The sequence below is a fragment of the Oryzomicrobium sp. genome (assembly GCF_036820405.1).
Lineage (GTDB): Bacteria > Pseudomonadota > Gammaproteobacteria > Burkholderiales > Rhodocyclaceae > Oryzomicrobium.
Map to the genome: position 1 here is coordinate 1 of NZ_DAISLS010000011.1, position 25,835 is coordinate 25,835.

Here is a 25,835-nt window from a genome sequence, read left to right on the forward strand (position 1 = left end):
GCCAGCCGCACGAAGACGCCTCCCGCCAGGCGCTCTATCCCGCTGTGCCAACACGTGGGCTGCTGCCGGTTCGGCTGACACCTCAACCTAGAACCGCCCCCCTCCGCAGAGCGCCTCCGCTTAGACAGCAACAGAATTTGCACCGCAGCCCACGGAAAACGGACTGCCCGTGCTATGATTCACATCGGCGGGTCTCCCCGCATTGCAGGGTGGTGAATCTGGTCAGGTCCGGAAGGAAGCAGCCACAGCTACTTACTGCAAGTGCCGGGGGTTAGGCTCGCCACTTTCATTTCTGGATGCTGACTTGTGCAGCATCCCCAGCCAGAGCCGCCCGGGGCGACCACCGCCACGATTGCTGGCCATCCGCAGCCACTTCTGCGGCGCCCCTTTCCCCTCTGTTAGAATTCGGCCCATGAGCTACCAGGTACTGGCGCGCAAATGGCGCCCGAAAAGCTTCCAGACCCTTGTCGGCCAGGAACACGTCGTGCGGGCGTTGACCCACGCCCTGACCGAGGGGCGCCTGCACCACGCCTACCTGTTCACCGGCACCCGCGGGGTGGGCAAGACCACCATCGCGCGCATCCTGGCCAAGTCGCTCAACTGCGAGACCGGCGTGACCGCCACGCCCTGCGGGCAGTGCGCCGCCTGTACCGAGATCGACGCCGGGCGCTTCGTGGACCTGCTCGAGGTCGACGCGGCCACCAACACCCGGGTCGATGAGATGCGCCAGCTGCTCGAGAACGCGGTCTATGCGCCGACCCGGGGGCGCTTCAAGGTCTACGTGATCGACGAAGTGCACATGCTCTCCAACTCGGCCTTCAACGCCATGCTGAAGACCCTGGAAGAGCCGCCCGAGCACGTCAAGTTCATCCTCGCCACCACCGATCCGCAGAAGATTCCGGTGACCGTGCTGTCGCGCTGCCTCCAGTTCAACCTGAAGCAGATGTCGCCGCCCAACATCGTCGGCCACCTGACCCGCATCCTCGATGCCGAGTCGGTGCCCTACGAGGCCCCGGCCCTGGCGCTGCTGGCCCGCTCAGCGAATGGCAGCATGCGCGACGCCCTGTCCCTGCTCGATCAGGCCATCGCCCACGGCGCCGGCCGGGTCGAGGAAGCGGGCGTGCGCGACATGCTCGGCACCGTGGACCAGGACCACCTGTTCTCCTTGCTCGACGCCCTGATCGCTGAGTCGGCCCCGGGCCTGGTGGCGGTGGCCGATACCATGGCCGAACGCAGTCTGTCCTTCGACAGCGCCCTGGCCGAACTGGCAACCCTGCTCACCCAGATCCAGATCGAGCAGATGGCACCGGGCGGCCTGGGCGACAGCCTGCTCGAACGGGAGCGGGTGACGGCGGTAGCCGCCGCCATGGCCCCCGAGTTCGTGCAGCTGGCCTACCAGATCGCGGTGAAGGGCCGGGAGGAGTTGCCTCTGGCCCCGGACGCCCACGCCGGCTTCATCATGACCCTGCTGCGCATGCACGCCTTCCGGCCCGCCGGAACGGCGGCGCCGGCGACCCCGAGCGGTGGCGGGCGCCCCACGCAGGCCCCTCGGCCGGCGCCGGGGGCGGTGTCGCCCCAGGCGCGTCCGGTCCAGGCCGCGCCGGCATCCGCGCCGACGGCCTATGCCGAGCCCGAGCCTGCTTTTGCGCCGGAGTCGGCACCAGCCCCCCAGGTGGCCGAACCCCAGGAAGAAGCGCCCCGCAGCGCACCCGCCCAACCCAGCCCCGTGGCCGCGGCCTCCGTGGATAGCCTGCCGGCCTGGGGCGACCTGCTCGCCCAGGCGCGGCTGAGCGGCATGGCCCGGGAACTCGCCTACCATTGCGAGCTGCGCAGCGGCGATGCCGGCCAGTTGGCCCTGCGTCTGCCGCCGGCCCATCGGCACCTGCTGATCAAGCCGGCCCAGGATCGCCTGGTGCAGGCCCTGGGCGAGGTACTGGGCCGCCCCGTGCAGGTGCGCATCGAATTGGCCGATACCGAGAGCGAGACTCCGGCGGCCCTGGCCAAGCGCGAGCGCCAGGAACGCCAGGACGAGGCCGTCTCGGCCATCGAGGCCGACCCCTTCGTGCGCGAGGTGATCGACACCTTCGACGCCACCTTGATCGAAGCGTCGATCAAGCCCCTCTGACCGATTTCCAGTCTTCCCGATTAGCGACGTAGAAAGGACTCCCATGCTCCGTGGTGGAATCGCCGGCCTGATGAAGCAGGCCCAGCAGATGCAGGAAAACATGAAGAAGGCCCAGGACGAGCTGGCCCAGGTCGAAGTCGAAGGCCAGGCCGGCGCCGGCATGGTCAAGGTGCTGATGACCTGTGGCCATGCGGTCAAGCGCGTCACCATCGATCCCTCGGTGATGGACGACAAGGAGATGCTCGAAGACCTGATCGCCGCCGCCATGAACGACGCGGTGCGCCGCGGCGAGGAAGTCACCAAGGAACGCATGTCCGGCTTCACCTCCGGCCTCAACCTGCCCCCCGGCATGAAGCTGCCGTTCTAAGCGGTCCCCAGCCTACTTCCCATTGCCGGCGGGCGGCGCCTGTCCACAGCGGACGGCGCCGCCCGCGCCGCATTTGCCACGACCCGGTCTCACCGATCTGCCATGTCCGTCCACAATCCCGGTAGCCTCGACGCCCTCATCGACGCCCTCAAATGCCTGCCCGGGGTCGGCCCGAAATCGGCCCAGCGCATGGCCTACCACCTGCTCCAGCGCGACCGCAAGGGCGCCCAGAAGCTGGGCGAGGCCCTGCTCAACGCCCTCACCGCCCTGCGCCACTGCGCCCGCTGCAACACCTTCACCGAGGCCGAAGTGTGCGAGCGCTGCCTCTCGCCCAAGCGCGACGGCAAGACCCTGTGCGTGGTCGAGACGCCGGTGGACATGAACATGATGGAGCAGACCCTGGCCTTCAACGGCCTGTACTACGTGCTGATGGGGCGCATCTCGCCCCTCGACGGCCAGGGCCCCACCCAGCTGGGCCTGGACAAGTTGCTCCAGCGGGTGGACGACGGGGTGGTGGAAGAGGTGATCCTGGCCACCAACTACACCAACGAGGGCGAGGCCACCGCCCACTACCTGTCCGAGTTGCTTAAGGCCCGGGGCATCAAGGTCAGCCGCATCGCCCGGGGCATCCCGGTAGGCGGTGAGCTGGAGTACGTGGACCCGGGCACCCTGGCCCAGGCCCTGCGCGAGCGGCGCGGGGTGGAGCGCTAAACTCCGCTTGCCGGCTGCGGTCTCACTGCCATCGGCCGGTTTTCGGCCTCATCCATCGCTGAGTCGTCCATGTCCGCCCCATCCGATCACCCTCTGGAAACCGCCATCCTCGGCGGCGGTTGCTTCTGGTGCCTGGAGGCCGTCTTCCAGGAGCTTGCCGCGGTGCGGTCCGTCACCTCCGGCTACTGCGGCGGCAACGTGGCCGCCCCCAGCTACGAGGCCGTGTGCGACGGCGGCACCGGCCATGCCGAGGTGGTGAAGATCGCGTTCGATCCGGCCGCCCTGCCGTTCGCCACCCTGCTCGACGTCTTCTTCGCCATCCACGACCCCACCACCCCCAACCGTCAGGGCAACGACGTGGGCACCCAGTACCGCTCCGCCATCTTCTGCCAGAGCGAGACCCAGCGCGACGCCGCACTGGCGGCCGCGGCCCGGGCCGAAGCCCATTGGGGCCGCCCGGTGGTCACCGAGATCGTCGGTCCCGTTCCGGCCCACCCTTTTTGGCCGGCGGAGGACTACCACCGGGATTACTTCCGCCTCCACGGCCACCAGCCCTATTGCGCCTTCGTCGTCGCCCCCAAGGTGGTCAAGGCCCGCCAGGCCTTCGCCCACCTTCTGGCCCGCTGACGCAGGTTCGCTCCCAATCTATTAATTTTCTTCAAGTATCGGGATTGGCGGGTTGCCAAGCTCCAATACTGGCGCGGACCTTGGGTTTTTATCTACGTCGATGTATTAATTTTTTTAATACATCGACCGGCGCAGGCGCACGGGGCTGATCCGCTCGACGGGGCCTGGGACCGGACCTCGAGCCGGATTGACCCGGGCCTGGACCAGGACATGCCCCCTCCCGCGCTTCCGGCCCCGGCTTACGCCAGCCGGCCCATGCCCCACTGGATCAACCACAGCGCCACCATGCCGCCGGCGATAATGGCGGAGACGTTGCGGGTGCGCCAGGCCACCAACAGGGCCGCGATGCCGGCCCACAGGCGCGGATTGTCGAGCGCCAGGCTGACCTGGCCGGCCACGGTCAGGGTGCCCGGGATGGCGATGGCCGCCAGCACCGCCGCCGGCACGAAGGCCAGGGCGCGGCGGAACCAGCCGGGAAAGCTGGCCCGGCCGTGCAGCACGATGAAAATGGCCCGGGTCCCCAGGGCGATCAGGGCCACGGCGGCAAAGACCAGCCACAGCTGGGCGGGCGTCCAGGCGGTCATGGCCGGTCTCCCGTCTGCTCGGCCGGATGGGGCCGATGGGCCTGGCGCGCCTCCCGGGCCGACCACAGGGCCCCGGCGGCGATGCCGGCCACGGAGGCGACGATCAACCCGAGGCGGAAGGGCAGGCCGGCGGCCGTCAGCGCCACCACTCCGCCTGCCACCGCCGCCACCAGGGTGCCCCGGTTGCGCACCGCCGGCACCAGCATGGCCAGGAACGACAAGGGCACGGCAAAGTCCAGGGACCAGGAGGCCGGCACCTGGGCGCCGAGCAGGGCCCCCACCGCCACCCCGGCCTGCCACAGCCCCCATTGCAGCAGGCCGCCCCCCAGGTGGTACCAGGCCCGGCCCGTGGCGTCGGTGCCCACGCCGCGCCCCTCGGTGAAGTGCTGTAGGCTGGCGGCAAAGCCCTGGTCGGTGGTCAGGTAGGACAACCCCAGCTTCCAGCGCAGGGGCAGATGGCCCAGGTGGGGCGCCAGGGCGGCGCTGTACATGAGAAAGCGCAGGCTCACCACCAGGGTGGCGAGCAGGATCACCGCCACCGGGCTGGCGATGGCGAGCAGCTGGCACACCATCAGCTGGGCGATGCCGGAAAAGGTCAGCAGCGACAGGCCGATGGTCTGCCACGGCGTGAGGCCCACGCCGGTGCCGGCCACCCCGGCGATCAGGGCGAAGGGCACCAGCCCGACCAGGGTGGGCGACAAGGCCCCCATGCCGGCGACGAAGGCGGGACGGTCGAACGAAAGGACGGGCAAGGCGGACACGGCGGGCGCGGGCAAAGGGGCCATTGTAGGGGCAAACCCGCCCTGCCCGGCGCCGGCGGGCGACGGCGCGAAACCCGTCCGCCGGCTGCCTTAGAGATCGTCCAGCCGGGCCAGCATGGCCTCTCCCGCCGCGCGCAGGGCCGCCCGTTCTTCCGGGCTGCGCCGCGCCAGGTTCCGATAGGCCAGGGCCAGGCGCGGGTTGCCGCCGAGCCGGTCCTCGTTGCGGTCGAGAAAGTGCCAGTACAAGGCGGTGAACGGGCAGGCCCGGGGGCCGTGGGCCTGGTCGGGGCGGTAGCGGCAGCCGGCGCAGTAGTTGGACATGCGCTTGAGGTAGGCGCCGGAAGCGCAGTAGGGCTTGCTGGTCATGACCGGGCCGAGGGCGAAGAGGGCCATGCCCAGGGTGTTGGGTTCCTCGACCCAGGCCACCGCGTCCACGTACGCCGCCAGGTACCAGTCCGCTACCGCCCGGGGCGAGAGTCCGGCCAGGAGGGCGAAATTGCCCGTCACCATCAGGCGCTGGATATGGTGGGCGTACCCCAGCTCCAAAGTCTGGCGGATCGTCTGGGCCAGGCAGTTGGCCTGGGTCTGCCCGGTCCAGAACCAGGCCGGCAGCGGGCGCTCGGCCCCCAGGTGGTTGCTGTGGGCAAAACCCGGGTCGCCGCGGCGGTGGCTCTCGCGCATATACATTCCGCGCACGAATTCGCGCCAGCCGAGGATCTGGCGGATGAACCCCTCGGCCGCCGTCAGGGGGACGCGCCCCTCCCGCCAGGCAGTTTCGGCGGCGGCCACCACCTCGCGCGGATCGAGCAGCTTGAGGTTGAGGGCGGCCGCCAGCAGCGAGTGCCAGAGCACCGGCTCCCCCTGCCACATGGCGTCCTGGTAGCGGCCAAAGTGGGGGAGCCGGTCGGCGATGAAGCGCTCCAGCAGCGCCCGGGCCTGGGCCGGGGTGACCGGCCAGGCGAAGCCTTCGAGGTCCCCGGGGTGGTCGGCAAAGGCGGCCGCCACCTCGTCGAGCACCTCCCGGGTCGTCCCGTCCGGGGCGAAGCGGGGCACCGGGGGCAGGGGCCCCGGACCCTCCGGGGGAAAGGCTTCCCGGTTGTCGCCGTCGAAATTCCAGCGCTCCCCGGCCGGCGTGCCGCCGGCGGTCATCAGCACCCCGTGGCGGCGGCGCATCCAGCGGTAGAAGAACTCCATGCGCAGCTGGGGCTTGTCCCCGGCCCAGGCGGAAAAATCGTCGCCGGTGCAGAAAAAGTGGGGGTCGGGGCGCACCTCCAGGGCCACGCCGGCCTGGCGGCAGGCAGCGGCCAGGGCCGACAGCACGCGCCGGTCCCCCGGTTCCAGCACCGCCACCCGGGCGATGCACCCACCCTGGCGCGCCAGGGTGTCAGCCAGGGCCGCGCCAAGGGTGGGGTAGCGGCCGAGGCGGTGGTAGTCCAGGGGCACCCCGGCCTCGCGCAGCGTGGCGGCGAAGTGGCGCATGGCCGCCAGGAAGAGGGCGATGCGGGCCTTATGGCTCCAGACGTGGCGGGCTTCCTCGTCCGCCTCGGCCATCCAGACCCGGTCCCGGGCCGGGTCCAGGTCGGCGAGCAGGGGGTGGGGGCGGTGCGGGGCGTGGGGATGGAGCTGGTCGCCCAGGATCAGGCGCAGGGTGCCGCCGGCAGGACGGGGATCAGCCATCGGCCCCCGACCCCGATTCCGGTTTGCGGCGGCGGCAGGCGTCGCTGCAATACTTGACCGCCTCCCAGGTGCGCGCCCACTTGCGCCGCCAGCTCATGGGCCGGCCGCAGACGGCGCAAGGCTTGGTCGGCAAGGCGCGCTTGAAGCCGGGGAGCGGGCGGGGATGGGCGCAGGACATGGCCGTTGGCCTGGCGGGTCAGGAGGCGGCTTGTGCCCGCCAGTCGCGCAGGGCCTGGACAGCCTCGTCCAGGCGCACGTAGCACTTGACCCCGGGCAGCTCGCCCAGGCGTTCGACGCCGCTGCCGCCGGCCCACAGCGCGATGCCGGCGGGCAGCAGGCCGCGCAGCTGGGTCAGCAGCGGCGCGACCTGGCGCTGGGGAAAGGCGGCGGAAAAGGACAGGGCCACCACATCGGCGCCCTGGGCTTCGGCGGCCAGGCGGATGTCGTAGAGCGGCGTCTGGGTGCCCAGGGAAACGCAGCTGGCGCCTTCGAGGGCGAACAGGCATTCGGCCATCAGCAGGCCGAGGATGTGCTGCTCGTCGGGCACCGTGGTGAGCAGCATCCGGGGCCGGGCGTCGGCGGCGGGCAGGGTGGCGATGGCTTGGCGCAGCACGGCCTGCATCTGCTCGGTGTACAGGTGCTCTTCGAACACCTGGAAGGCGCCGCTCATCCAGGCGTTGCCCACGGCGCTGTTGAGCGGCGCCACCGTGTCGGTGACGAAGCGCCCCAGGCCCTGGCGGACCATGGCCTGGTGCAGGGCGTGGCGCAGGGCGGCCACGTCGTGGCGGCGCACCAGTTCCAGCACCTGCTGGCACAGCGCCCCCGCCTCGCTGGCTCCGGCCAGGCGGGCGGCCCCTTTGGCGGCGGGGGACGGGGCCTCGCCGGAGGGCGCGGGGGCCGCCAGGGAGGCCAGGGCCTCGTCGCCGATGCCGAGCAGCCGCCCGGGCCGGTAACCCCGGTCCATCAACCGACGCACCAGGCGCAGCTTGTCCACCTGCTCGGGGGCGTAGATGCGCTCCCCGTTGCCGTCCCGCTCCGGCGTGGGAAAGCCATAACGCCGCTCCCAGACCCGCAAGGTGTCCTTGGAGAGGCCGGTTTCCCGTTCGACGGCGGCAATGGTCATGTAAGGTCTGTTCATTGTTTGTCCAAGACAATAGTGCGTCAATAAGTTGACTTGGCGGTTTTGTCAGCCTATCTTAGGAGCGTGACGTCGATTTGTCTAGGACAAAAATGCACGCCTCTCCTCGCCAGACCCCTGTTGCGGTTGCTCCGATCAGTAGCGCCAATGCTTCGGCACCGATAGGCGGCCGCCCGCCGCGCACCCCGGGGGAGCGAACCAGTCGTGTTGAAAACTGTCTTGGACAAGAGGGCGGCAAGGCGGTGCAACGCGGAGCGCGGCGGGCAACCACCCCTGCCGGTCTTCTCCGGCTCCCCGCGCTCCGCCGCCATGCCCGCCGCCCTGATGCCACATCCGTCCGCCACTGGAGAGTTTCCATGCGTTTCAGATTCTTTCGTTCGTCGATGATGGCCCTCCTGGCCTGCCTCGCCCTGCCCGCCGGGGCGGCCCGGGCCGCTGCCGAGGGCGATTGCCCGGCCTTGCTGCGCCAGACCTTTCCGGTGTTGCAGGACGGCAAGCCGCGCAGCCTGTGCGAGTACAAGGGCAAGGTGTTGCTGGTGGTGAACACCGCCAGCTATTGCGGCTTCACCTCCCAGTACGACGGCCTGGAAAAGCTCTACGCCAAGCTCAAGGACCAGGGGCTCGTGGTGGTGGGCTTTCCCTCCAATGACTTCGGCCAGCAGGAGCCCGGATCGGACAAGGAGATCGCCGACTTCTGCCGCCTCACCTACGACGTCAAGTTCCCCATGTTCGCCAAGAGCACGGTGGCCGGCCCCCGGGCCAACCCCTTCTACCGGGAGCTGGCCCGGCGCACCGGCAAAACGCCCCAATGGAACTTCCACAAGTACCTGATCGACCGCAGCGGCCAGCGGGTGCTGTCCTTCGATAGCCGGGTGACCCCCGACGACCCGGCCTTGCAGGCCCGCATCGCCGATTTCCTCGGGGCGCCCCGATAGCAGGACGCGTCCCTCGCCCGCCCCGTCACCCCATCCGCCACCGTCGCCCCGAACGCCCCAGGAGAGTCCCCATGAACGCCCCGGACAAAATCTTCCTCCCCGACATCCAATCCACTCCCGACACCCGCCAGCTGGCCATCCAGCAGGTGGGCGTGAAGGGCCTGCGCTACCCCCTGACCCTGCGCACCCCGGCCGGCGAGCGGGCCACGGTGGCCGAGTTCGCCATGACCGTGGCCCTGCCGCCGGAGGTCAAGGGCACCCACATGTCCCGCTTCGTCGAGATCCTGGAACGCCCCCGGCAGGCCCTGGCCCCCGCCGATTTCATCCCCCTGCTGGCGGATACCCTGGGCCACCTGCAGTCCGCCGGCGGCCGCATCGAGGCGCGCTTTCCCTACTTCATCGAAAAGCGCGCCCCGGTGTCCGGTGTGGCCAGCCTGCTCGACTACGACGTGGCGGTGGCGGCCGAGCAGCTCCCCGGCGGCCTGCCGCGGCTGACCCTGGAAATCACCGCCGCCGCCACCAGCCTGTGCCCCTGCTCGAAAAAGATTTCCGACTACGGCGCCCACAACCAGCGCTCCCACCTGACCTTGCGCGCCCAGTTGCGCCCGGGGCAGGAGGACCGGCTGTCGATCGAGGACCTGGTGCGCCTGGCCGAGGAGGAGGCGTCCTGCGAGGTGTTCGGCCTGCTGAAGCGCCCCGACGAGAAGTGGGTCACCGAGCGGGCCTACGACAACCCCAAGTTCGTCGAGGACCTGGTGCGCGACATCGCCCTGCGCCTGATGGCCGAGCCCGCCGTGGCGGCCTGGACGGTGGCCTCGGAGAACTTCGAGTCGATCCACAACCACTCGGCCTACGCCGAACTGCACGGGGTCAATGCCTGAGCCTGCGGCTCGGCCGCCCCGCCCTGCCAACACTCGCACCAACTCGCACCCCAACACGCGCCCCGATAACACCAACAACGCAACCTTTGCCCGGGATCACGGCACCATGCCCAGCTTCGTCACTTCCTCTCCCTCTGCCGCTCCCCGCCCGCTGCCGCCCGACGCCCGGGTGGCGGTGGTCGGCTCCGGCATTTCCGGCCTGGCCGCCGCCTGGCTGCTCGGCCAGCGCCACCACGTCACCCTGTTCGAAGCCGACACCCGCCTGGGGGGCCACACCAATACCGTGGATGTAGCGGTGGACGGGGTCAGCGCCCCGGTGGATACGGGCTTCCTCGTCTTCAACCACCACACCTATCCCAACCTCACCGCCCTGTTCGCCCACCTGGGGGTGGCCTCCACCGCCACCGACATGTCGTTCGCGGTGAGCTTCCGCGAGAGCGGGCTGGAATGGGCCGGCACCAACCTCAACACCGTCTTCGGCCAGCGCCGCAACCTGCTCAAGCCGGCCTTCTGGCGCATGCTGCGCGACATCCTGCGCTTCAACCGGGAGGCCCCGGCCTGGCTCGACGCCCAGCCCCACGACCCGCGCTCCCTGGGGGCCTACCTGGCGGACAACGGTTATTCCCGGGAATTTTCCGAGTGGTACCTGCTGCCCATGGCGGCGGCCATCTGGTCCTGCCCCACCGGCAAGATGCTCGACTACCCCCTCGCCACCTTCGTGCGCTTCTGCCGCAACCACGGCCTGCTCCAGGTGGCCAACCGGCCCCAGTGGCGCACCGTGCTCGGCGGCGGCCGGGAATACGTGGCCAAGCTGGCCCTGGGCATCGACACCATCCATCTGGCCACCCCGGTACGGGGCGTCGAACGCCAGGCCGACGGCCGGGTGCGGCTCCACGCCGGCAGCGGCGACACCACCCTGGGCGAGGTGTTCGACGCGGTGGTGCTGGCCTGCCATTCCGACCAGGCCCTGGCCATCCTCGGTGACGGCGCCCGGGCGGAGGAAAAGCGCCTGCTCGGCGCCCTGCGCTACGAGCCCAACGTGGCCTGGCTGCACACCGACCCGGCCCTGCTGCCGCGCCGGCGCAGCCTGTGGTCGGCGTGGAACTACGTGGCCGACCGGCCCGGCCTGGACGCCCGGCCGGTGGGGGTCTCCTACCTGATCAACCAGCTCCAGCCGCTGCCTTTCGCAACCCCGGTGGTGGTCACCCTCAACCCGGATACGCTGCCCCGGGACGAGCACGTGCTGGCCCGCTTCGACTACGCCCACCCCCTCTTCGACGGCCCGGCCATCGCCGCCCAGGCCCAGCTGGCGACGCTCCAGGGCCAGGACGGGGTGTGGTTCTGCGGCGCCTGGGGCGGCTACGGCTTCCACGAGGATGGCCTCAAGTCGGCCCTGGCCGTGGCCAACGCCCTGGGCTGTCGCGCCCCCTGGCAGGGCCAGCCGCAGGCCGCACCGGCCGGTGCGCCGTCCCAGGTGCCTGCCTGGAACCCCGCGCCAGTCCTCGATCTTCAAGGTGGCGGCCTGCAAAGCCGCGCCCAGAGCCGAGTTTGAGGCAGGCCATGTCGAACTCCGCACCCCTCCTGGCTTTCGGCCAGGTCATGCACCGGCGCCTGGCGCCCCGGGGGCACCGTTTCGCCTACCCGGTGTTCTACGCCCTGCTGCCCATGCACCGGCTCGACGACTGGGCCGAGGGCTACGGCCGGGCCTTCGCGGTGAACCGGGCCGGACTGCTGTCGCTGCGCTTTGCCGATTACGGCCGGCGCGACGGCAGCGACCCGCGCATCTGGGTGCGCGAACTGCTCGCCGCCCACGGCCTGGCCGCCGCCACCGCCGGCGGTGCCCTGTGGTTGCAGACCTTTCCGCGCATGGTCGGCTACGTCTTCAACCCGGTCAGCTTCTGGTACTGCTTCGACCCCGCCGGGGCCCTGCGCGCCGTGGTCTGCGAGGTATCCAACACTTTCGGCGAGCGCCACAACTACCTGGCCGCCCGTCCCGACGGTGGGCCGATCGCCCCGGGCGAAACCCTGGCGGCGACCAAGGTGTTCCACGTCTCGCCCTTTTTCCCGGTGAGCGGCGGCTACCGCTTCCGCTTCCACTTCCCCGCCGTCGCCGGCGACGAGGCGGGGGAGGGGCGCTGGTTGAGCCGCATCGAGTATTTCGACGCGGCAGCACCGGACGACGCCGCCGCCACTGCCGCCGCTGCGGTTGCCGCGGCCGATCGGCTCCACGCCGCCCTGTCGGGCCAGGCCCGGCCCCTGAGCCGGGGCCTCGCCCTGAGCGCTTTCCTGCGTTATCCCGCCCAGACCCTGGGGGTGATGGCGCGCATCCACTGGCATGCCCTGCAACTTTGGCTGAAGGGCGTGCCGTTCTTCAAGAAGCCGCTCCCGCCCCCTACGGAGACGACGTGATGACTCGCCTGGAAACCACCCTCGATCGCCTCAACGCCGCGCCCCTGGCCGGGCGCATGGAGGAAGTGCTCGATACCGTTCTGGACAACGTGCGCGACCACGCCGGCAGTGCCAGCGACGCCCGGCGCAGCCCGGCCATCGGTGCCTCCCGCGCCACGGTGCGCCACCTGCCCCGGGACGCGGCCCTGCTCCTCGACATCCTGGCCGAGCTGCACGGCGGCGTGCTCACCGTGCGCCTGCCCGACGGCGCCAGCCTGTGGCTGGGAGACGACCAGGCCGGGCCGGCGGTGGATCTGCACATTCATGACTGGAGCGTGTTCGCCCGGGTGCTCGCCCGGGGCGACATCGGCTTTGCCGAGGCTTACCTGGACGGGCAGGTCGACAGCACCGACCTGGCGGCCCTGCTGACCCGCCTCAACGCCAACCGGGCGGTGCTGGAAAAGGCGGTGTACGGCCACTGGCGCGGCCTGCTCGCCGCCCGCCTGCGCCACCTGTTCAACGCCAACACCCGGGCCGGCAGCAAGCGCAACATCCTGGCCCACTACGACCTGGGCAACGACTTCTACCGGCTGTGGCTGGACGAGTCCATGACCTACTCGTCGGCCCTCTTTGCCGGCGACCCGTCCCGCTCCCTGGCCGACGCTCAGGATGCCAAGTATCGGCGCATCCTGGCGCGCCTGGGCGCCCGGCCCGAGCAGATCGTGCTGGAGATCGGCTGCGGCTGGGGCGGCTTTGCCGAACTGGCGGCCCGGGAGTCCGGGGTGCGGGTCGAGGGCGTCACCCTGTCCCCCGCCCAGCTCGCCTACGCCCAGGCGCGCCTGGCCCGGGCCGGCCTGGACGAGCGCGCCCACCTGATGCTGCGCGACTACCGGGACATCCGCGGCCAGTACGACCACATCGTCTCGATCGAGATGTTCGAGGCCGTGGGCGAGCGCTACTGGCCGTCCTACTTCCGCACCGTCAAGCGCGCCCTGGCGCCGGAGGGCCGGGCCCTGGTGCAGAGCATCGTCATCCGCGACGACCTGTTCGCCCGCTACCGGCGCGGCACCGACTTCATCCAGCAGTACGTCTTCCCCGGCGGCATGCTGCCCTCGCCGGGGGAATTCGGCCGCCGTGCCGCCCGGGCCGGGCTGGCGGTGACGGACCAGTTCTCCTTCGGCCCCGACTACGCCCGCACCCTGGCCCTGTGGCGCGAACGCTTCGAGGCCGCCTGGCCGCGCATCGCCCCCCTCGGCTTCGACGAGCGCTTCCGCCGCCTGTGGCGTTTCTACCTGGCCTACTGCAAAGCCGGCTTCGCCACCGGCTCGGTGGACGTGGTCCAGTTCGAGCTGCGCCATGGTTGAGCGCCGCCGCATCCTCGCCGCCCTGGCCGGCCTCGGCGCGGCGGCCCTGCTGGCCCCCTGGGCGGCGCCGGCCCAGGCTGGCAGCGCCGCAGAGGCCGGGGCCATGGCCCCGACGCTGCCCGACGCCCTGCGCGACCTGGGCACTGGATGGCGCCCCTGGGGCAGCGGCGAGATGCGCTGGTTCGGCTTGCGCCTGTACAACGCGGTGCTCTGGGTGGCCGGCGACAGCCTGGGCGACGACACCGCCTACGCCTTGCAGCTCACCTACCAGCGCGACATCGCCAAGAGTCGCCTGGTGGGCGCCACCCTGGACGAGCTGAAGCGCCTCGGCGAGCAGGACGAGGCCCGTCTGGCGCGCTGGCAGACGGTCTTGGAACAGGTCTTCCCCGATGTGCGCCAGGGCGACCAGATCACCGGCGCCCACCTGCCCGGCAGCGGCGCCCGCTTCTACCTGAACGGCCGGCTCACCGGCGCCGTGGCCGACGAGCGCTTCGCCCGGGCCTTCTTCGCCATCTGGCTGTCGCCCCAGACCCGGGAACCGGCCCTGCGCCAGGCGCTGCTCAAGCGCGCCGGCGGCTAGGCGCCACTCCCGCGACCGGCCATGGGCGCTCCTCCTTCTCTCACCCTGCGGGCGCCGCCGCGCCCCTGGGCCTATGGCCTGCTCGGCCTGCCCCTGGCCATGGCCATGCTGCCGGTGTACGTGCATGTGCCCGCCCTCTATGCCGGGCGCGGCGTTGATCTGGCCCTGCTTGGCGCGGTATTGCTGGTCGCCCGCCTGGCCGATGCCCTGACCGATCCCTGGTTCGGCTGGCTGTCCGACGGCCTGCCGCGCCGCCGCCTGATGCTGATCGCCCTGCCGTTCCTCGGCATCGGCCTGATGGCCCTGCTCAACCCGGGCTGGGCGGCGGGCCGCGGCGTGGCCCCGGTGGGCTGGCTGGTGCTGTGGCTGGCCACCGCCTACGCCGGCCTGAGTCTGGCCAGCATCGCCTACCAGGCCTGGGGCGCCGAACTGGGCCGGGACCGGGGCGAGCGCACCCGGCTGACCGCCTGGCGCGAAGGCTTCGGCCTGCTCGGGGTGATTCTTGCCGCCGCCCTGCCCAGCCTGCTGGGGGCGCCGGCGGGGGAGGGCGGCGCCGTCCAGGGCATGGCCGGCAGCCGCGCCCTGGCCTCCCTCGGCCTGGCCTTCCCCCTGCTGCTGGCCCTGTGCGCCGCGCCCACCCTGCTCTGGTCCGGCGCCGACCGGGTGCGCCCCCGGGCCGAGGCCCGCTTCCGCGATTCCCTGGGCGATGCCTGGCGCGACCGGGCCTTTCGCCGCCTGCTCGCCCTGTTCATGCTCAACGGCGTGGCCAACGCCCTGCCGGCCACCCTGGTGATGTTCTTCATCGCCGACGTGATCCACGCCCCGGCCGCCGCCGGCCTGTTCCTCGCCACCTACTTCGCCGCCGGGGTGCTGGCCCTGCCCCTGTGGGTGCGCCTGGCCCGCCGCCGGGGCCCGATGCGGGCCTGGTGCCTGAGCATGGCCCTGGCGGTCGTGGTGTTCGCCTGGGCCTTCTGGCTCGGTGCCGGCGACGTGCTGCCCTACGGCCTGGTCTGCCTGGCCTCCGGCGCCGCCCTGGGGGCCGACCTGGCGATTCCCGCCGGTCTGCTCGCCGACCTGGCCGAAAGCGGCGCCCGGCGCGGCCATCGCCCGGGCCAGGATGCCCGGGCCGGCAGCTACTTCGGCCTGTGGAATCTGGCCACCAAGCTCAACCTGGCCCTGGCCGCCGGTCTGGCCCTGCCGCTCCTGGCCGTCCTCGGCTACCGCCCCGGCGGCGGCGCCCAGGGGGCCGGCGTGCTGTCGGCGGTGTATTGCCTGCTGCCGGTGCTGTTCAAGCTGGCCGCCCTGGCCTTGGCGCTCCTCTGGCGCGCCCGTCTGGAAACGTCCCTTCCCCTGGAGAGAACCCCATGAAACCCGCAGCGGCCGCCCTGGCGGCAATCCTCGGCATCGGCGCCACCCTGGGTCTGACCGGCTGCGCCGGCACCGGCGTGGAAAAGTACAAGGACACCACTCCGGAACTCGACCTGAAGACCTACTTCAATGGCCCCCTGGAGGCCTGGGGCATGTTCCAGGACCGGGGCGGCGCGGTGGTCAAGCGCTTCCATGTGCGCATCCAGGCCGACTGGCAGGGCGACACCGGCACCCTGGACGAGCGCTTCACCTGGTCCGACGGCACCACCAGCCGGCGGGTGTGGACCATCGTCCAGCAGGCGCCGGGGCCGGACGGGCGCAAGCGCTACCTCGGCACCGCCGACGACGTGGTCGGCCAGGCCCAGGGCGAGGCCATGGGCAACGCCCTGCGCTGGCGCTACGTGCTGGCGCTGCCGGTGGATGGCAAGACCTACCACGTGGACTTCGACGACTGGATGTACCTCCAGGACGAACGGGTGATGCTCAATCGCTCGGCCATGAGCAAGTGGGGCTTCCGCCTCGGCGAGGTGATCCTTTCCTTCGACCGGCCGGCCTCGCCGGCGCAACGTTGAGGGCGCGCGCGATGAGTCGTCCCGACCGTTTTGGGCCGCGCCGCCATGGCCTGTAACCCCAAGCTGCGCGACTGGGCCGGCCGGCGCGTCTGGCTGCTCGGCGCCTCGTCCGGCATTGGTGCCGCCCTGGCCGCCCACCTGGCCGGGGCCGGCGCCCGGGTGGCGATTTCCGGCCGCCGCCGCGAGGCCCTGGAGGCGGTGGCCGCCCCCTTGCGCGGCCGGGGCCTGACGGTGATTCCGGTTCCGGCCGACGCCAGCGATGCGGCCGGGCTGGCCGCCGCCCGGGACCAGGTGGCCGCCGCCCTGGGGGGTATCGACATCGGCATCTACCTGGCCGGAGACTACGTGCCGCTGCGGGCCTGGGATTTCGCCGGCGGCGCCGCCGACCCGGTGCTGGCCCAGGTCGAGCGCCTCAACCGGGTCAACTTCCTCGGTGCGGCGGCCTTCGCCGCCTGCCTGGTGCCCGGGTTGCTGGATGCGGCACGGGCGGAGGGGGATGCCGCCCGGACGTCCCCGCCGCCGACCTGCGGGCTGGTGCTGGTGGGCAGCGTCGCCGGCTACCGGGGGCTGCCCAAGGCTCTGGGCTACGGGGCGGCTAAGGCGGCCCTGATCCACTTCGCCGAGGGCTTGCACCTGGACCTGGTGCGTCCGGAAAACCCGGGGCTGGGGGTGTGGCTGGTCAGCCCGGGCTTCGTCGCCACCCGGCTCACCGCCGGCAACGACTTTGCCATGCCGGCCCTGATCGGCGAGGACGAGGCGGCCCGGGCCATCGTCGCCGGCCTGGCCTCCGGGGCCTTCGATATCCATTTCCCCAAGCGCTTCACCGGCTGGCTGAAATTTGCCCGGCTGCTGCCCTACCGGCTGTACTTTCCCTTCATCCGCCGGCTCACCGGGGAATGAGGGGCGCCGCCCGCATCCCAGGTTCTGCCGTGCCCGGCTGCCTTTTCCATCGCCAGGATTTGCCATGACCGTTTCCACCACTGCCGCCAACGCCGCAAACGTCGCATCCACGGTGCCCGACGGGCCCGCCTTCGACCGCCTGGTGGCGTTCTACGAGCATCTCACCGCGGCGGATGTGGGGCGCTTCGCCGAGTTCTACAGCCTGGACGCCTACTTCAAGGACCCGTTCAACGATGTGCGCGGCATCGGCGCCATCCAGCGCATCTTCCAGCACATGTTCAGCCAGGTGCAGGGGCCGCGCTTCGTCGTCACCCAGCGCTTCACCGGGGCGGACGGCGCCATGCTGATCTGGCAACTGCGCTACCGCACCCGCTGGCTGAAACCGGCGGACCAGGTGATGCACGGTAGCACCCACCTGCGCTTTGCCTCGGACGGCAAGGTCTGCTACCACCGGGACTACTGGGATACCGGCGAGGAGCTGTACGCCCGGGTGCCCCTGGTGGGCTGCATCGTGCGCGGCGTGGCCCGGGCCCTGGCGGCCTGAGGCCGCACTGGCCTCGATGCCTCAGGCCGCGCCGGTGAAGGCCAGCAGGTCGGCGACGAAGCGGTCGCGCTGCCACTGGTGGGGCGAGTGGTCGGTGCCCTCGTAGATGTGCAGCACCGCGTTGGCGATGCGCGAGGCCACCAGGCGGGCGGTCTCAGTGCGGTAGAAGTTGCTCTCGCCGCCGTAGATGAGCAGGGCGGGCAGGGTGATGGTGGCGAGCACGTCCCGGTAGTCGGCCTCGGTCAGGCTCTGCCAGCAGTCGATCAGGGGGCCGGCGGGCAGAGTTTGCAGCCACTGGCGCGATTTCTCCCAGCCCCGGGCGTTCTCCTCGTACTTCTCCCGGGACCGGCTGTTCAGGCCGTAGGCCCCCAGACGCAGCACCGATTCGGCGAAGTCGTCGCGCAGCTGTTCGAGGAAGGCGGCGGAGCGGGCCGCGTCGAAGTCGCCGTAGATGCCGTGCTCCCAGTCCGGGCCGGTCACCAGCCGGGGCGACTGGTCGATGAAGCCGACCCGGGCCAGGCGCGCTTCGCCGAAGTCGCGCAGGTACTGCCACAGGGTCAGGGCCCCCATGGAGTGGCCGATCACGGTGGCCCCGTGCAGATCGAAGTGCTCCAGCAGGTTGTGCAGGTCCCGGGCCATGCGCGTCACCGTCGGGGCGTTGCCCGAGGCGACCAGGTGGCCGGCGTGGCCCCGGGCGTCCCAGCGGTACACCCGGTGGTGCTTGGTCAGGGCGGCGAGGAAGGGAAACCATTCCTGGTGGCTGGCGGTCCAGCCGTGCAGCAGCACCAGGGGCGGGCCGTCGCCGGCCACGTGCAGGTGGATGATCTCGCCGTCGTCGGCGCGGAACTGGGTGGGAGAAGACATGGGACGATGCGGGGCGGCGGGGCACAGTGGTGGGACGGGAGCGGCGATTCTAACCCGCCTATAATGCGGCCTCCCCCTGGAGGAGAAATCCATGCTTACCGACTACAAGAACGGCGTCTACGCCCTCGATTCCGGCTACCACCGGCCCCTCATGGCGGCCATCCACTTCATCGTCGATGCCGGCCGGGTGGCCATCGTCGATACCGCCAGCAACGATTCCCTGCCCCGGGTCGAGGCCGCCCTGGCCGAACTGGGCCTGGGGCCGGAGGCGGTGGACTGGGTGGTGCTCACCCACATCCACCTGGACCACGCCGGCGGCGCCGGCGCCTACCTGCAACGCTTTGCCAACGCCCGCCTGGTGGTGCACCCCAAGGGCGCCCGGCACATGGCCGATCCGACCAAGCTGATGGCCGGGGTCGAAGCGGTCTACGGCAAGGACGAAGCCCGCCGCCTCTACGGCGAGCTGGTGCCCATCGACCCGGCCCGCATCGACGAGGGCGGCGAGGGCCATGCGTTCATGCTGGGCGCGCGCCGCCTGGTCTGCCTGGACACCCCGGGTCACGCCCGCCACCACCTGAGCCTGTGGGACGAGACCGGCAAGGCGGTGTTCACCGGCGACACCTTCGGCTTCTCCTACCGGGAATTCGATGTGGATGGCCGGCCCTTCATCTTCCCCACCACCTCGCCGGTGGCTTTCGAGCCGGACGCCATGCACGAGTCGGTGTCGCGCATCGCCGCTCTGGGGGCCGAGGGCGCCTATCTGACCCACTACAGTCAGGTCACCGACCTGCCTGCCCGGGCCGCCACCCTGCACCGGCTGATCGACGCCCACGTGGCCAGCGCCCGGGCCCACGCCGGCGCCGGCGCGGACCGGGAGGCCCGCATCCTGGCCGACTTGCAGGCCCTCACCCTGGCCGAGCTGCGCGCCCACGGCTCCCCCCTGCCTGCCGAGCGCAGCCTGGAGCTGATGGGCGTGGACCTGCGCCTCAACGCCCAGGGGCTGGTGGTGTGGCTCGACGGCGAAGCCAAGCGCGCCACCCAGGCCGCCGCTGCAACATCTGCGCCGGTGGCGGCGTGAACGACCTGCCCTCCGACATGACCGGGGACGCCCCCGACCTGGCCCGCCGCTTCGGCGGCGTCGCCCGGCTCTACGGCCAGGCCGCCCTGGAGCGCTTCCTCGGCGCCCACGTGGCGGTGGTCGGGGTGGGCGGCGTCGGCTCCTGGGTGGTGGAGGCCCTGGCCCGCTCCGCCGTCGGCCGGCTGACCCTGATCGACCTGGACAACGTGGCCGAGTCCAACATCAACCGCCAGCTCCAGGCCACCGACGCCACCCTGGGCATGGCCAAGGTGGAAGCCCTGCGCCAGCGCATCGCCACCATCAACCCGGCCTGCGTCGTCACCTGCGTCGAGGAATTCGTCGATCCCGACAACGTCGCCGACCTGCTCGCCGGGCCCTTCGACGCGGTGGTGGACGCCATCGACCAGGTGCGCGCCAAGGTCGCCATCGCCACCCACTGCGCCCGGCAGCGCCTGCCCCTGGTGGTGGTGGGCGGGGCCGGCGGCCAGCTCGACCCGACCCGCCTGCGGGTGGACGACCTGTCGCGCACCGTGCAGGACCCGCTGCTCTCGAAAGTGCGCGCCAAGCTGCGCAAGGAACACGGCTTCCCCCGGGATGCCAAGAAGAAATTCGGCATCCCCGCCGTCTATTCCGACGAACCCCTGCGCTACCCGGAAGCCGCCTGCGCGGTGGCGGATGGGGCGGCTGGGGAAGTGGGCGGAGATGCAGGCGGCACTGCCCCGGCCGGCGCGGGCCTGGTTACCGGGCCCCAAGGGCTCAACTGCGCTGGCTTCGGCTCATCGGTGTGCGTCACCGCCCCCTTCGGCTTCGCCGCCGCCGCCGCCACCCTGCGCCTGCTAGCGCCTTGAGGGCGCCGCGTCTTTTTGTGGAGTGTCGCCGGCAACCCCGTGAAAGTCCGCGCCAGTAGCCGAGTTCCACGGGGTAGGGCTGGAACGCCGCGCCAATACTTGATTTCAGAGATGCATGCCCGGAGCGCCTTTATTGGCACGGGGTTTCACAGGGCAAGGCCGTCGCAGGTGAGTGCCGCTGTATGCCTCCGACTGCGCAGCGCTGGGGCGTCTCCTGGTTGGCATAGCCATGCATTCCGCACGGGCCTATCTTTTCCGGGGGGGCGTTGGAGTCCGCAACCAATTGCAGCCATTAGCGATTGGCTGCTTTTAAGACGTTTGATTGCTTGAGGCTAACGGAGATTTCGCTGTCTGTGATGACCTTCAATTTCTGCCGCTTAGCTGCCATCTGAAATAAATCCAGCGTCCTTCCTTGAGACGCCACGATGGTCGATTTACCACGGATCGCTTCTACGAAGGATTGGGCAATACTTGAAATCCCTCGCAAAGTAGTATTCGTGGGCCATTTGGACTCCCATCGAATTAATTAGCGCGACGTCGAGTGGGGTAGCCTCGATATCGTCGGCTCCTGCAACAAGACAAATCTTTGGTGTCACGGGAATCGCCGCGAAGCTATCACTGTTGTCTGGGACTATAAATTCACCATATTGCGCACGAATAATGCCCCAGTGGGCGCCATGAAGCCGGTGGGATAATCGATCCATCCGGATCCTCATGCTCAGACTCGTAAATATGTGACTAGGCATTACGTTGCCTCGGGTAAAGGCGCCGCCCTTCATCTCTATAATTTCGGCCTGTTCATCGGTGATTAGTGATTCGCTAATTCCTTGCAAAACGACATCACCACTGGGCTCCTTGCGTGCATGATGCCTCGCCGTCCATAGCGCGAAGAATTTCGAAACGATCTGGTTTTCCCTGTAATTCAAAGGGGAGGTCCGGCCTGCTGCAAGTTCGTTTGCAACCGTCTGATATTCCGCCTCATAGCTCCAGGTTCGCCACGTCTCTGTACTGTGATCCCATGCTCGCTGGGCACAGAAGATTTCTGCGGTGGGGACCTTCCGCCTTGATGGCGTTGCCCGCAGGCTTTGGACCTGAACCTTCCCGTCAGCAGCGGCAAAGCGAGCAATAGCAGACCGGGGAAATACGTGCTGTTTGATCGTGAACCCGTGCGGGTTCCCAGGCAGTGTTAAGGCAGCTTTCGGGCGCATGTCCATCAGTTTATCGGGAAGGCTAAGCGATTGTCCGCTTTGCCACGGGATTATCCGCTCGTCTTAGCAAGCCTTGAGTCAGGAGCGGACATTCACCATCCCGATCCGTAGCGTGGCCTCGGATGGAGCTATGACCTGTCTTCCCGTGCACAAAAAACGCCCGCCAGGATGTGGTGGGCGTTGCTGGGCGGGTGCGGAGTGACCGGGCCGCCTACTCCCCCGGCCGTTCCAGGCGGCGGCGCATCACCCGGTTGAAGGGGGCGATGAATTCCGGGGCGAACTGGTTTTCGCAGGCGTTGATCTCGGCCACGGCGCGCAGGGTGGAGCGGGCCAGGCCCCGGTCCTTGTGCTTGAGCATGACCGCCTCGAAGGCGTCCACGATGGCCAGGATTTTGGCGCCGGGGGCGATGGCGCCGTTCTTGAGGCCGTGGGGGTAGCCGCGCCCGTCGGGCATTTCGTGGTGCTGGGCGACGATCTCCGCCGCCGCCTGCCAGCCGGGCATGCGCGCCAGCAGGCCGGCGCCGTCTTCAGGGTGGCGCATCAGGGCCTGCCGTTCGGCATCGGTCAGGCTGCCCGGGCGCAGCCACAGGGCCTCGGGCAGCAGCATCATGCCCAGGTCGTGCAGGTACACCGCCGCTTCCAGCTGGGCCGGTGGCACGGGCTGGCCGGCGTCGGCGTTGATGTCCAGGGCCAGGCTGCACTGCCGGGCGGTGCGCCCGGCGTAGCGCGGCGAGCGGGCCTCGAAGCGCTCCGCCAGGGTGTGGAAGAAAGCCAGGTCGGTGCTCCGCGGGTCGTCCGCGGCGACGCTGACGGGGACGAAGGCGCTCGGGGCCGTCGTTGCCTCCTCGTTCCCGTCCAGCCGGGCGGGGCGAAAGCCGGTGACCTGTTCAACCACTTCCGGAGCCAGGGCCTCCAGCCAGTCGCCGGGGGCGGCGGCCAGGCGCTCCAGGCCGGCCAGCAGGGGCGGCAGGCGCAGGGTGGGCTGGTCGGCCAGGCGGTCGCCGCGCAGCAGGGTGTCCACCGCCAGTTCGAGCCGATCAAGAGCGAGCAGGACGATTTCGGCCAGGGCCGGGCTGAAGGGCAGGGCCCGGGCGCGCACCCGGGCGAGCAGGCTTTCCAGGGGATGGACGATGGCCACCCCGGCGGCGAAGCGGCAGAGGGCCGCGTCCCCCTTGAGGTTGTGCAGGGCGCGAAACAGTTCGGCCACCGCGTCGACGTCGTCCGGGGCCTGGCCCAGGCGATGGACGGTGCGCTCCACCGCCGGCACCAGGTCGGTCAGGGCATCGGCGAAATCGTGGAAGGCGTCGTCGTCGGGGGGCGGGGCGAACAGTTCCGGAGACGGGGCGGAAGCCTGGGCGGCGGCTGCGGTTACGTCGGGAGCGGGCATGACGGCTCTGAAGGCGGGTAAGGCGATCAGTCTAGGCGATTGTCATTGCCGGGCCAAATGCCGGCCGGGCGTCGGGGGCGGCCGCTAGAACCCGGCCGGGTGCTCGGCCAGGAAGGTCGCCTCCTCCGCCGTGGTGGCGCGCCCCAGGGCTGCGTTGCGGTGGGGGAAGCGGCCGAAGCGCAGGATCACCGCCCGGTGGCGCCGGGCATAGTCCAGATAGCTGGCCAGGGCCGGGGCCGCGTCGGCCAGGGCGGCGAACAGTTCCTCGCTGCGCGCCTGGTCGGTCGCATCCTCGCTGTGCTCGAAGGGCAGGTAGAGGAAGGCCCGGGCCACCGGCGCGAGCACCCGGTCTTCGCCGTCGGCCAGGGCGGCCTCGGCGATGCGCCGGGCCGTCGCGTCGCAGGCGAAGGCCCGGGCCTGGCCGCGGAAGAAGTTGCGGGTGAACTGGTCGAGGGCGATCACCAGGGCGAGACGCCCCTGGGCTGTGGCCTGCCAGTGGGCCAGGTCGCCTCGGGCGGCGGCTTCCCACAGGGGCAGGAAGCGCCGGCGCAGGGCCTCGTCGAAGGCCGGGCCGCCCTGGAACCACTCGCGCCGGGGCAACTGGCGCCGGGGATCGTCCCGGGGGCCGAACCAGGCGTCGAGCACCTCGTCCGGGTGAAAAGGGGGGCGGCAGGGGCGGTCGGGAAACGAGAGCCCGGCTGGCGGGCCGGATGCAGCGTGGGGCGTGGGGGCGTCGGTCATTGGTGTTGTCGGCTGAGGCACTAAAAGAGTGCGTTGGCGGTCCTTCGGGCGTCCTTAACTTGGATCAAGTTGGCGCCGGGTGGTTCGGGGGGAAAATTAGGGCCTGTTAATACACCAACATCTACAACCGATCACCCGATCCCGGCCCCTATCTGCTCCGGTAGGGGTTTTTTTGCGCCGGGCGCGTGGCGGCCGATCCGCCCCGGGGATCATTATGACCGAGGAACTTGCGATGGAAACCCAAGCCGTGGAGACCGCTGCGGCCGTGACGAGCGGTGGCGCCCAGGCACCCGCCGGCATGGCCTGGCAGGACCGTTACCTGCTCAATCTGGCGCCCATGGACGACATCCACCGGGAATTCGTCTCCCTGGTGAACGCCCTGCTGGTGGCCCCGCCCGAGGCCGACCTGGTGCCCCTGATGGATGCCCTGGTGGAGCACACCGAACGCCACTTCGCCATGGAGCAGCGCTGGATGGAGGAATCCCACTTTCCTCCCACCGGTTGCCATGAGGACGAGCACAGCCGGTCCCTGGCGGTGGTGGTGGCGGTGCGCGACAAGGTGGCCGCCGGCGACGCCGCCCTGGGCCGCACCCTGGCCCGGGAACTGGTGCCCTGGTTCGACAACCACGTGGCCAGCATGGACTGGGCCCTGGCCAGTTGGATCGCCCGCACCGGCTACGCCGCTACGGCATAACATCCTGCAACACTTTGTTGCTCCCCGGTCACTGGCGGGGAACAGGAGGCAACGGGCAGGCGGCTACACTCGACGGCATTCCAAGCAACCCCGTAACACGAGGACTGCCATGTCGCCCCACGCCGTTTCCCGCTTTCTCGCCATTTCCTGCGCCGCCCTCGGGCTGGCTGCGGGGACCGTTCATGCCGACACCACCCGTTCCGCCGTGGGCGGCGGGTTGGGGGGCGCCGCCGGCGCTGCCGTCGGCCAGGCCGTGGGCGGTTCCGCCGGCGCCGTGATCGGCGGCGCGGTGGGCGGGGCGGCCGGCGGTGCCGTGGCCACGCCGGGACGCAACCAGACTGGTGCCGCCATCGGCGGTGCGGTCGGGGGCGCGGGAGGCGCGGCCGTGGGCAATGCGGTCGGCGGGCGCACTGGCGCCATCGTCGGTGCCGGTGCGGGTGGCGCGGCCGGTGCCGCGGTGGGCCGGAACGTGTCCGCCGACAGCCACGGCCACCGGGGCGCCAAAGGCCACCGCCACCGCCATCGTCACCACGGCCATCGCCACGACTGAGCCTTTGCATCGTCCCGGCCGGCCCCGCCCCCGTGGCGGGGCTTTGCCTTTTGTGCCGGGACTGCGTTTCCCGGGGCGGGAAAGAGTAAACTGCCTGCCCTTTTTACCTTTTTCGCGGAGGCTGCCATGTCCGACTCTACTGGCCTGATCATCGACGAATTGACCTTCGGCACCGGCGCCACGGCCAAGGCCGGCAACATGGTGGTGGTGCACTACACCGGCTGGCTCACCGACGGCACCAAGTTCGATTCGAGCAAGGATCGGGACGAGCCGTTCCAGTTTCCCCTCGGGCAGCGCTACGTCATCGCCGGCTGGGACGAGGGCGTCCAGGGCATGAAGGTGGGCGGCGTGCGCAAGCTGACCATTCCGCCCGAAATGGGCTACGGCGCCCGCGGCGCTGGCGGCGTGATTCCGCCCAATGCCACCCTGGTGTTCGAGGTGGAACTGCTGGCGGTGGCCTGAGTCCCACCTGGCACCCTAGCCCCCTGACCCTTCTCCTCCCCTTTGCCCTTTGAAAGCAGAACCATGAACGATACGAAACGGCCGGGCTCCTGGAAGCGCGGCGGCACCGGCCGCTCCGGCAGCGGCGCCCGCGGCGGCGCCTCCCTGGGCGGCTGGCCGGTGAAGGGGCTGGAGCGTCCCGGCGGCGGCAGCGGCCCCCGTGGCCCCCGCGACGAGCGCCCGGCCCGGGGCGGCGAAGGCGAACGCTCCGACCGTCCGCGCGGCTTTGGCGACCGCCCGCCGCGTCCGGAAGGGGATCGCCCGCGCAACTTCGGCGACCGTCCGAACCGCCCTTACGGCGAGCGGGACGATCGTGGTGACCGTGGTGACCGTGGTGACCGCCCGCCGCGTCCGGAAGGGGATCGTCCGCGCAGCTTCGGCGACCGCCCGCCGCGCGGCGACTTCGGTGACCGTCCGCGCCGGGATTTTGCCGACCGTGGCG

At 70.6% G+C, this 25,835-nt stretch carries 28 protein-coding genes, 1 other RNA gene and 1 pseudogene; 21 read left to right on the top strand and 9 right to left on the bottom strand.

The features are described 5' to 3' along the window. Positions 1-186 precede the first annotated feature (186 nt). The 5 genes from ffs (at position 187) to msrA (ending at position 3,830) form a co-directional block, all read left to right on the top strand. Positions 187-285, top strand: an RNA gene (ffs, locus tag V7Z98_RS11570) — signal recognition particle sRNA small type. Between the two features lie 127 nt (positions 286-412). Continuing rightward, positions 413-2,125: a DNA polymerase III subunit gamma/tau gene (gene dnaX, locus V7Z98_RS11575; protein WP_334158127.1), complete on the top strand. Its 1,713-nt coding sequence runs from the start codon at positions 413-415 to the stop codon at positions 2,123-2,125. 43 nt (positions 2,126-2,168) lie between these two features. Next, positions 2,169-2,492, top strand: coding sequence for a YbaB/EbfC family nucleoid-associated protein (locus tag V7Z98_RS11580; protein ID WP_293266468.1), 324 nt, complete (start codon positions 2,169-2,171; stop codon positions 2,490-2,492). A 102-nt stretch (positions 2,493-2,594) separates the two neighbouring features. Then, positions 2,595-3,203 (top strand): recombination mediator RecR, encoded by a 609-nt coding sequence (gene recR / locus V7Z98_RS11585; protein ID WP_293266466.1) that lies wholly within the window; start codon positions 2,595-2,597, stop codon positions 3,201-3,203. Between the two features lie 69 nt (positions 3,204-3,272). Continuing rightward, positions 3,273-3,830 carry a peptide-methionine (S)-S-oxide reductase MsrA gene (gene msrA / locus V7Z98_RS11590; RefSeq protein WP_334158128.1) on the top strand — a complete coding sequence of 186 codons (558 nt, stop codon included), beginning with the start codon at positions 3,273-3,275 and terminating at the stop codon, positions 3,828-3,830. Positions 3,831-4,069: 239 nt separating this feature from the next. Here msrA and V7Z98_RS11595 read toward each other — a convergent pair whose 3' ends face one another. From V7Z98_RS11595 to V7Z98_RS11615, 5 genes are all read right to left on the bottom strand, one after another. Then, entirely contained in the window at positions 4,070-4,414 is a 345-nt protein-coding gene (locus tag V7Z98_RS11595) for an AzlD domain-containing protein (protein ID WP_334158129.1), read from the bottom strand. After that, entirely contained in the window at positions 4,411-5,175 is a 765-nt protein-coding gene (locus V7Z98_RS11600; RefSeq protein ID WP_334158131.1) for an AzlC family ABC transporter permease, read from the bottom strand. The genes V7Z98_RS11595 and V7Z98_RS11600 overlap by 4 nt, the downstream gene beginning before the upstream one ends. A 90-nt stretch (positions 5,176-5,265) precedes the next feature. Further along, the gene (locus tag V7Z98_RS11605; RefSeq protein WP_334158132.1) at positions 5,266-6,852 is read right to left on the bottom strand and encodes a cryptochrome/photolyase family protein; all 1,587 of its coding nucleotides are present in this window, start codon (positions 6,850-6,852) and stop codon (positions 5,266-5,268) included. Further along, positions 6,845-7,030, bottom strand: a complete 186-nt coding sequence (locus tag V7Z98_RS11610; RefSeq protein ID WP_334158133.1) for a DUF2256 domain-containing protein — start codon at positions 7,028-7,030, stop codon at positions 6,845-6,847. Before V7Z98_RS11610 ends, V7Z98_RS11605 begins: the two co-directional genes overlap by 8 nt. A gap of 18 nt (positions 7,031-7,048) precedes the next feature. After that, positions 7,049-7,990: a MerR family transcriptional regulator gene (locus tag V7Z98_RS11615; RefSeq protein WP_293266454.1), complete on the bottom strand. Its 942-nt coding sequence runs from the start codon at positions 7,988-7,990 to the stop codon at positions 7,049-7,051. A gap of 356 nt (positions 7,991-8,346) precedes the next feature. Between V7Z98_RS11615 and V7Z98_RS11620 the strand changes: the two genes are divergently transcribed. The 10 genes from V7Z98_RS11620 (at position 8,347) to V7Z98_RS11665 (ending at position 17,522) form a co-directional block, all read left to right on the top strand. After that, positions 8,347-8,925, top strand: a complete 579-nt coding sequence (locus V7Z98_RS11620; protein WP_334158134.1) for a glutathione peroxidase — start codon at positions 8,347-8,349, stop codon at positions 8,923-8,925. Positions 8,926-8,996: 71 nt separating this feature from the next. Continuing rightward, on the top strand, positions 8,997-9,806 hold the full coding sequence (gene folE2, locus V7Z98_RS11625) for a GTP cyclohydrolase FolE2 (protein WP_293266450.1): 810 nt from the start codon (positions 8,997-8,999) through the stop codon (positions 9,804-9,806). Between the two features lie 106 nt (positions 9,807-9,912). Continuing rightward, positions 9,913-11,358: an NAD(P)/FAD-dependent oxidoreductase gene (locus V7Z98_RS11630; RefSeq protein ID WP_334158136.1), complete on the top strand. Its 1,446-nt coding sequence runs from the start codon at positions 9,913-9,915 to the stop codon at positions 11,356-11,358. 8 nt (positions 11,359-11,366) lie between these two features. Next, positions 11,367-12,215, top strand: a complete 849-nt coding sequence (locus V7Z98_RS11635; RefSeq protein ID WP_334158137.1) for a DUF1365 domain-containing protein — start codon at positions 11,367-11,369, stop codon at positions 12,213-12,215. Further along, positions 12,215-13,558 carry a cyclopropane-fatty-acyl-phospholipid synthase family protein gene (locus V7Z98_RS11640; RefSeq protein ID WP_334158139.1) on the top strand — a complete coding sequence of 448 codons (1,344 nt, stop codon included), beginning with the start codon at positions 12,215-12,217 and terminating at the stop codon, positions 13,556-13,558. Before V7Z98_RS11635 ends, V7Z98_RS11640 begins: the two co-directional genes overlap by 1 nt. Continuing rightward, complete coding sequence (locus tag V7Z98_RS11645) at positions 13,551-14,138, top strand: chalcone isomerase family protein (RefSeq protein ID WP_334158140.1); 588 nt, start codon at positions 13,551-13,553, stop codon at positions 14,136-14,138. Before V7Z98_RS11640 ends, V7Z98_RS11645 begins: the two co-directional genes overlap by 8 nt. Positions 14,139-14,159: 21 nt before the next feature. Then, positions 14,160-15,506 carry an MFS transporter gene (locus V7Z98_RS11650; protein ID WP_334158141.1) on the top strand — a complete coding sequence of 449 codons (1,347 nt, stop codon included), beginning with the start codon at positions 14,160-14,162 and terminating at the stop codon, positions 15,504-15,506. Further along, positions 15,503-16,078 carry a DUF3833 domain-containing protein gene (locus V7Z98_RS11655; protein WP_334158142.1) on the top strand — a complete coding sequence of 192 codons (576 nt, stop codon included), beginning with the start codon at positions 15,503-15,505 and terminating at the stop codon, positions 16,076-16,078. The genes V7Z98_RS11650 and V7Z98_RS11655 overlap by 4 nt, the downstream gene beginning before the upstream one ends. A 45-nt stretch (positions 16,079-16,123) precedes the next feature. Beyond that, positions 16,124-16,978: an SDR family NAD(P)-dependent oxidoreductase gene (locus V7Z98_RS11660; protein ID WP_334158143.1), complete on the top strand. Its 855-nt coding sequence runs from the start codon at positions 16,124-16,126 to the stop codon at positions 16,976-16,978. Between the two features lie 64 nt (positions 16,979-17,042). Then, positions 17,043-17,522, top strand: coding sequence for a nuclear transport factor 2 family protein (locus tag V7Z98_RS11665; protein ID WP_334158144.1), 480 nt, complete (start codon positions 17,043-17,045; stop codon positions 17,520-17,522). Between the two features lie 21 nt (positions 17,523-17,543). Here V7Z98_RS11665 and V7Z98_RS11670 read toward each other — a convergent pair whose 3' ends face one another. Beyond that, complete coding sequence (locus V7Z98_RS11670) at positions 17,544-18,386, bottom strand: alpha/beta fold hydrolase (RefSeq protein WP_334158145.1); 843 nt, start codon at positions 18,384-18,386, stop codon at positions 17,544-17,546. Positions 18,387-18,477: 91 nt separating this feature from the next. Here V7Z98_RS11670 and V7Z98_RS11675 point away from each other — a divergent pair, with 91 nt between their 5' ends. Continuing rightward, positions 18,478-19,464, top strand: a complete 987-nt coding sequence (locus V7Z98_RS11675; RefSeq protein WP_334158146.1) for an MBL fold metallo-hydrolase — start codon at positions 18,478-18,480, stop codon at positions 19,462-19,464. Between the two features lie 17 nt (positions 19,465-19,481). Further along, positions 19,482-20,312, top strand: coding sequence for a tRNA threonylcarbamoyladenosine dehydratase (locus tag V7Z98_RS11680; protein ID WP_334158362.1), 831 nt, complete (start codon positions 19,482-19,484; stop codon positions 20,310-20,312). A 434-nt stretch (positions 20,313-20,746) separates the two neighbouring features. Here the strand turns inward: V7Z98_RS11680 and V7Z98_RS11685 are convergent, their stop codons facing one another. The 3 genes from V7Z98_RS11685 to V7Z98_RS11695 form a co-directional block, all read right to left on the bottom strand. After that, entirely contained in the window at positions 20,747-21,526 is a 780-nt protein-coding gene (locus V7Z98_RS11685; RefSeq protein WP_334158148.1) for a hypothetical protein, read from the bottom strand. 205 nt (positions 21,527-21,731) lie between these two features. Then, complete coding sequence (locus tag V7Z98_RS11690; protein WP_334158150.1) at positions 21,732-22,907, bottom strand: HD-GYP domain-containing protein; 1,176 nt, start codon at positions 22,905-22,907, stop codon at positions 21,732-21,734. Positions 22,908-22,991: 84 nt separating this feature from the next. Beyond that, positions 22,992-23,648 (bottom strand): DUF924 family protein, encoded by a 657-nt coding sequence (locus V7Z98_RS11695; protein ID WP_334158152.1) that lies wholly within the window; start codon positions 23,646-23,648, stop codon positions 22,992-22,994. 232 nt (positions 23,649-23,880) lie between these two features. Between V7Z98_RS11695 and V7Z98_RS11700 the strand changes: the two genes are divergently transcribed. The 4 genes and pseudogenes from V7Z98_RS11700 to V7Z98_RS11715 all read left to right on the top strand — a co-directional run. Beyond that, positions 23,881-24,342: a hemerythrin domain-containing protein gene (locus V7Z98_RS11700; RefSeq protein ID WP_293266420.1), complete on the top strand. Its 462-nt coding sequence runs from the start codon at positions 23,881-23,883 to the stop codon at positions 24,340-24,342. 109 nt (positions 24,343-24,451) lie between these two features. Then, positions 24,452-24,892 (top strand): glycine zipper domain-containing protein, encoded by a 441-nt coding sequence (locus tag V7Z98_RS11705; RefSeq protein ID WP_334158154.1) that lies wholly within the window; start codon positions 24,452-24,454, stop codon positions 24,890-24,892. 126 nt (positions 24,893-25,018) lie between these two features. Beyond that, a complete protein-coding gene (locus V7Z98_RS11710) occupies positions 25,019-25,354 on the top strand; it encodes an FKBP-type peptidyl-prolyl cis-trans isomerase (RefSeq protein ID WP_293266416.1) in 336 nt (111 codons plus the stop codon). A 63-nt stretch (positions 25,355-25,417) separates the two neighbouring features. Beyond that, positions 25,418-25,835 (top strand): annotated as a pseudogene (locus V7Z98_RS11715) (hypothetical protein); the annotation flags it as partial.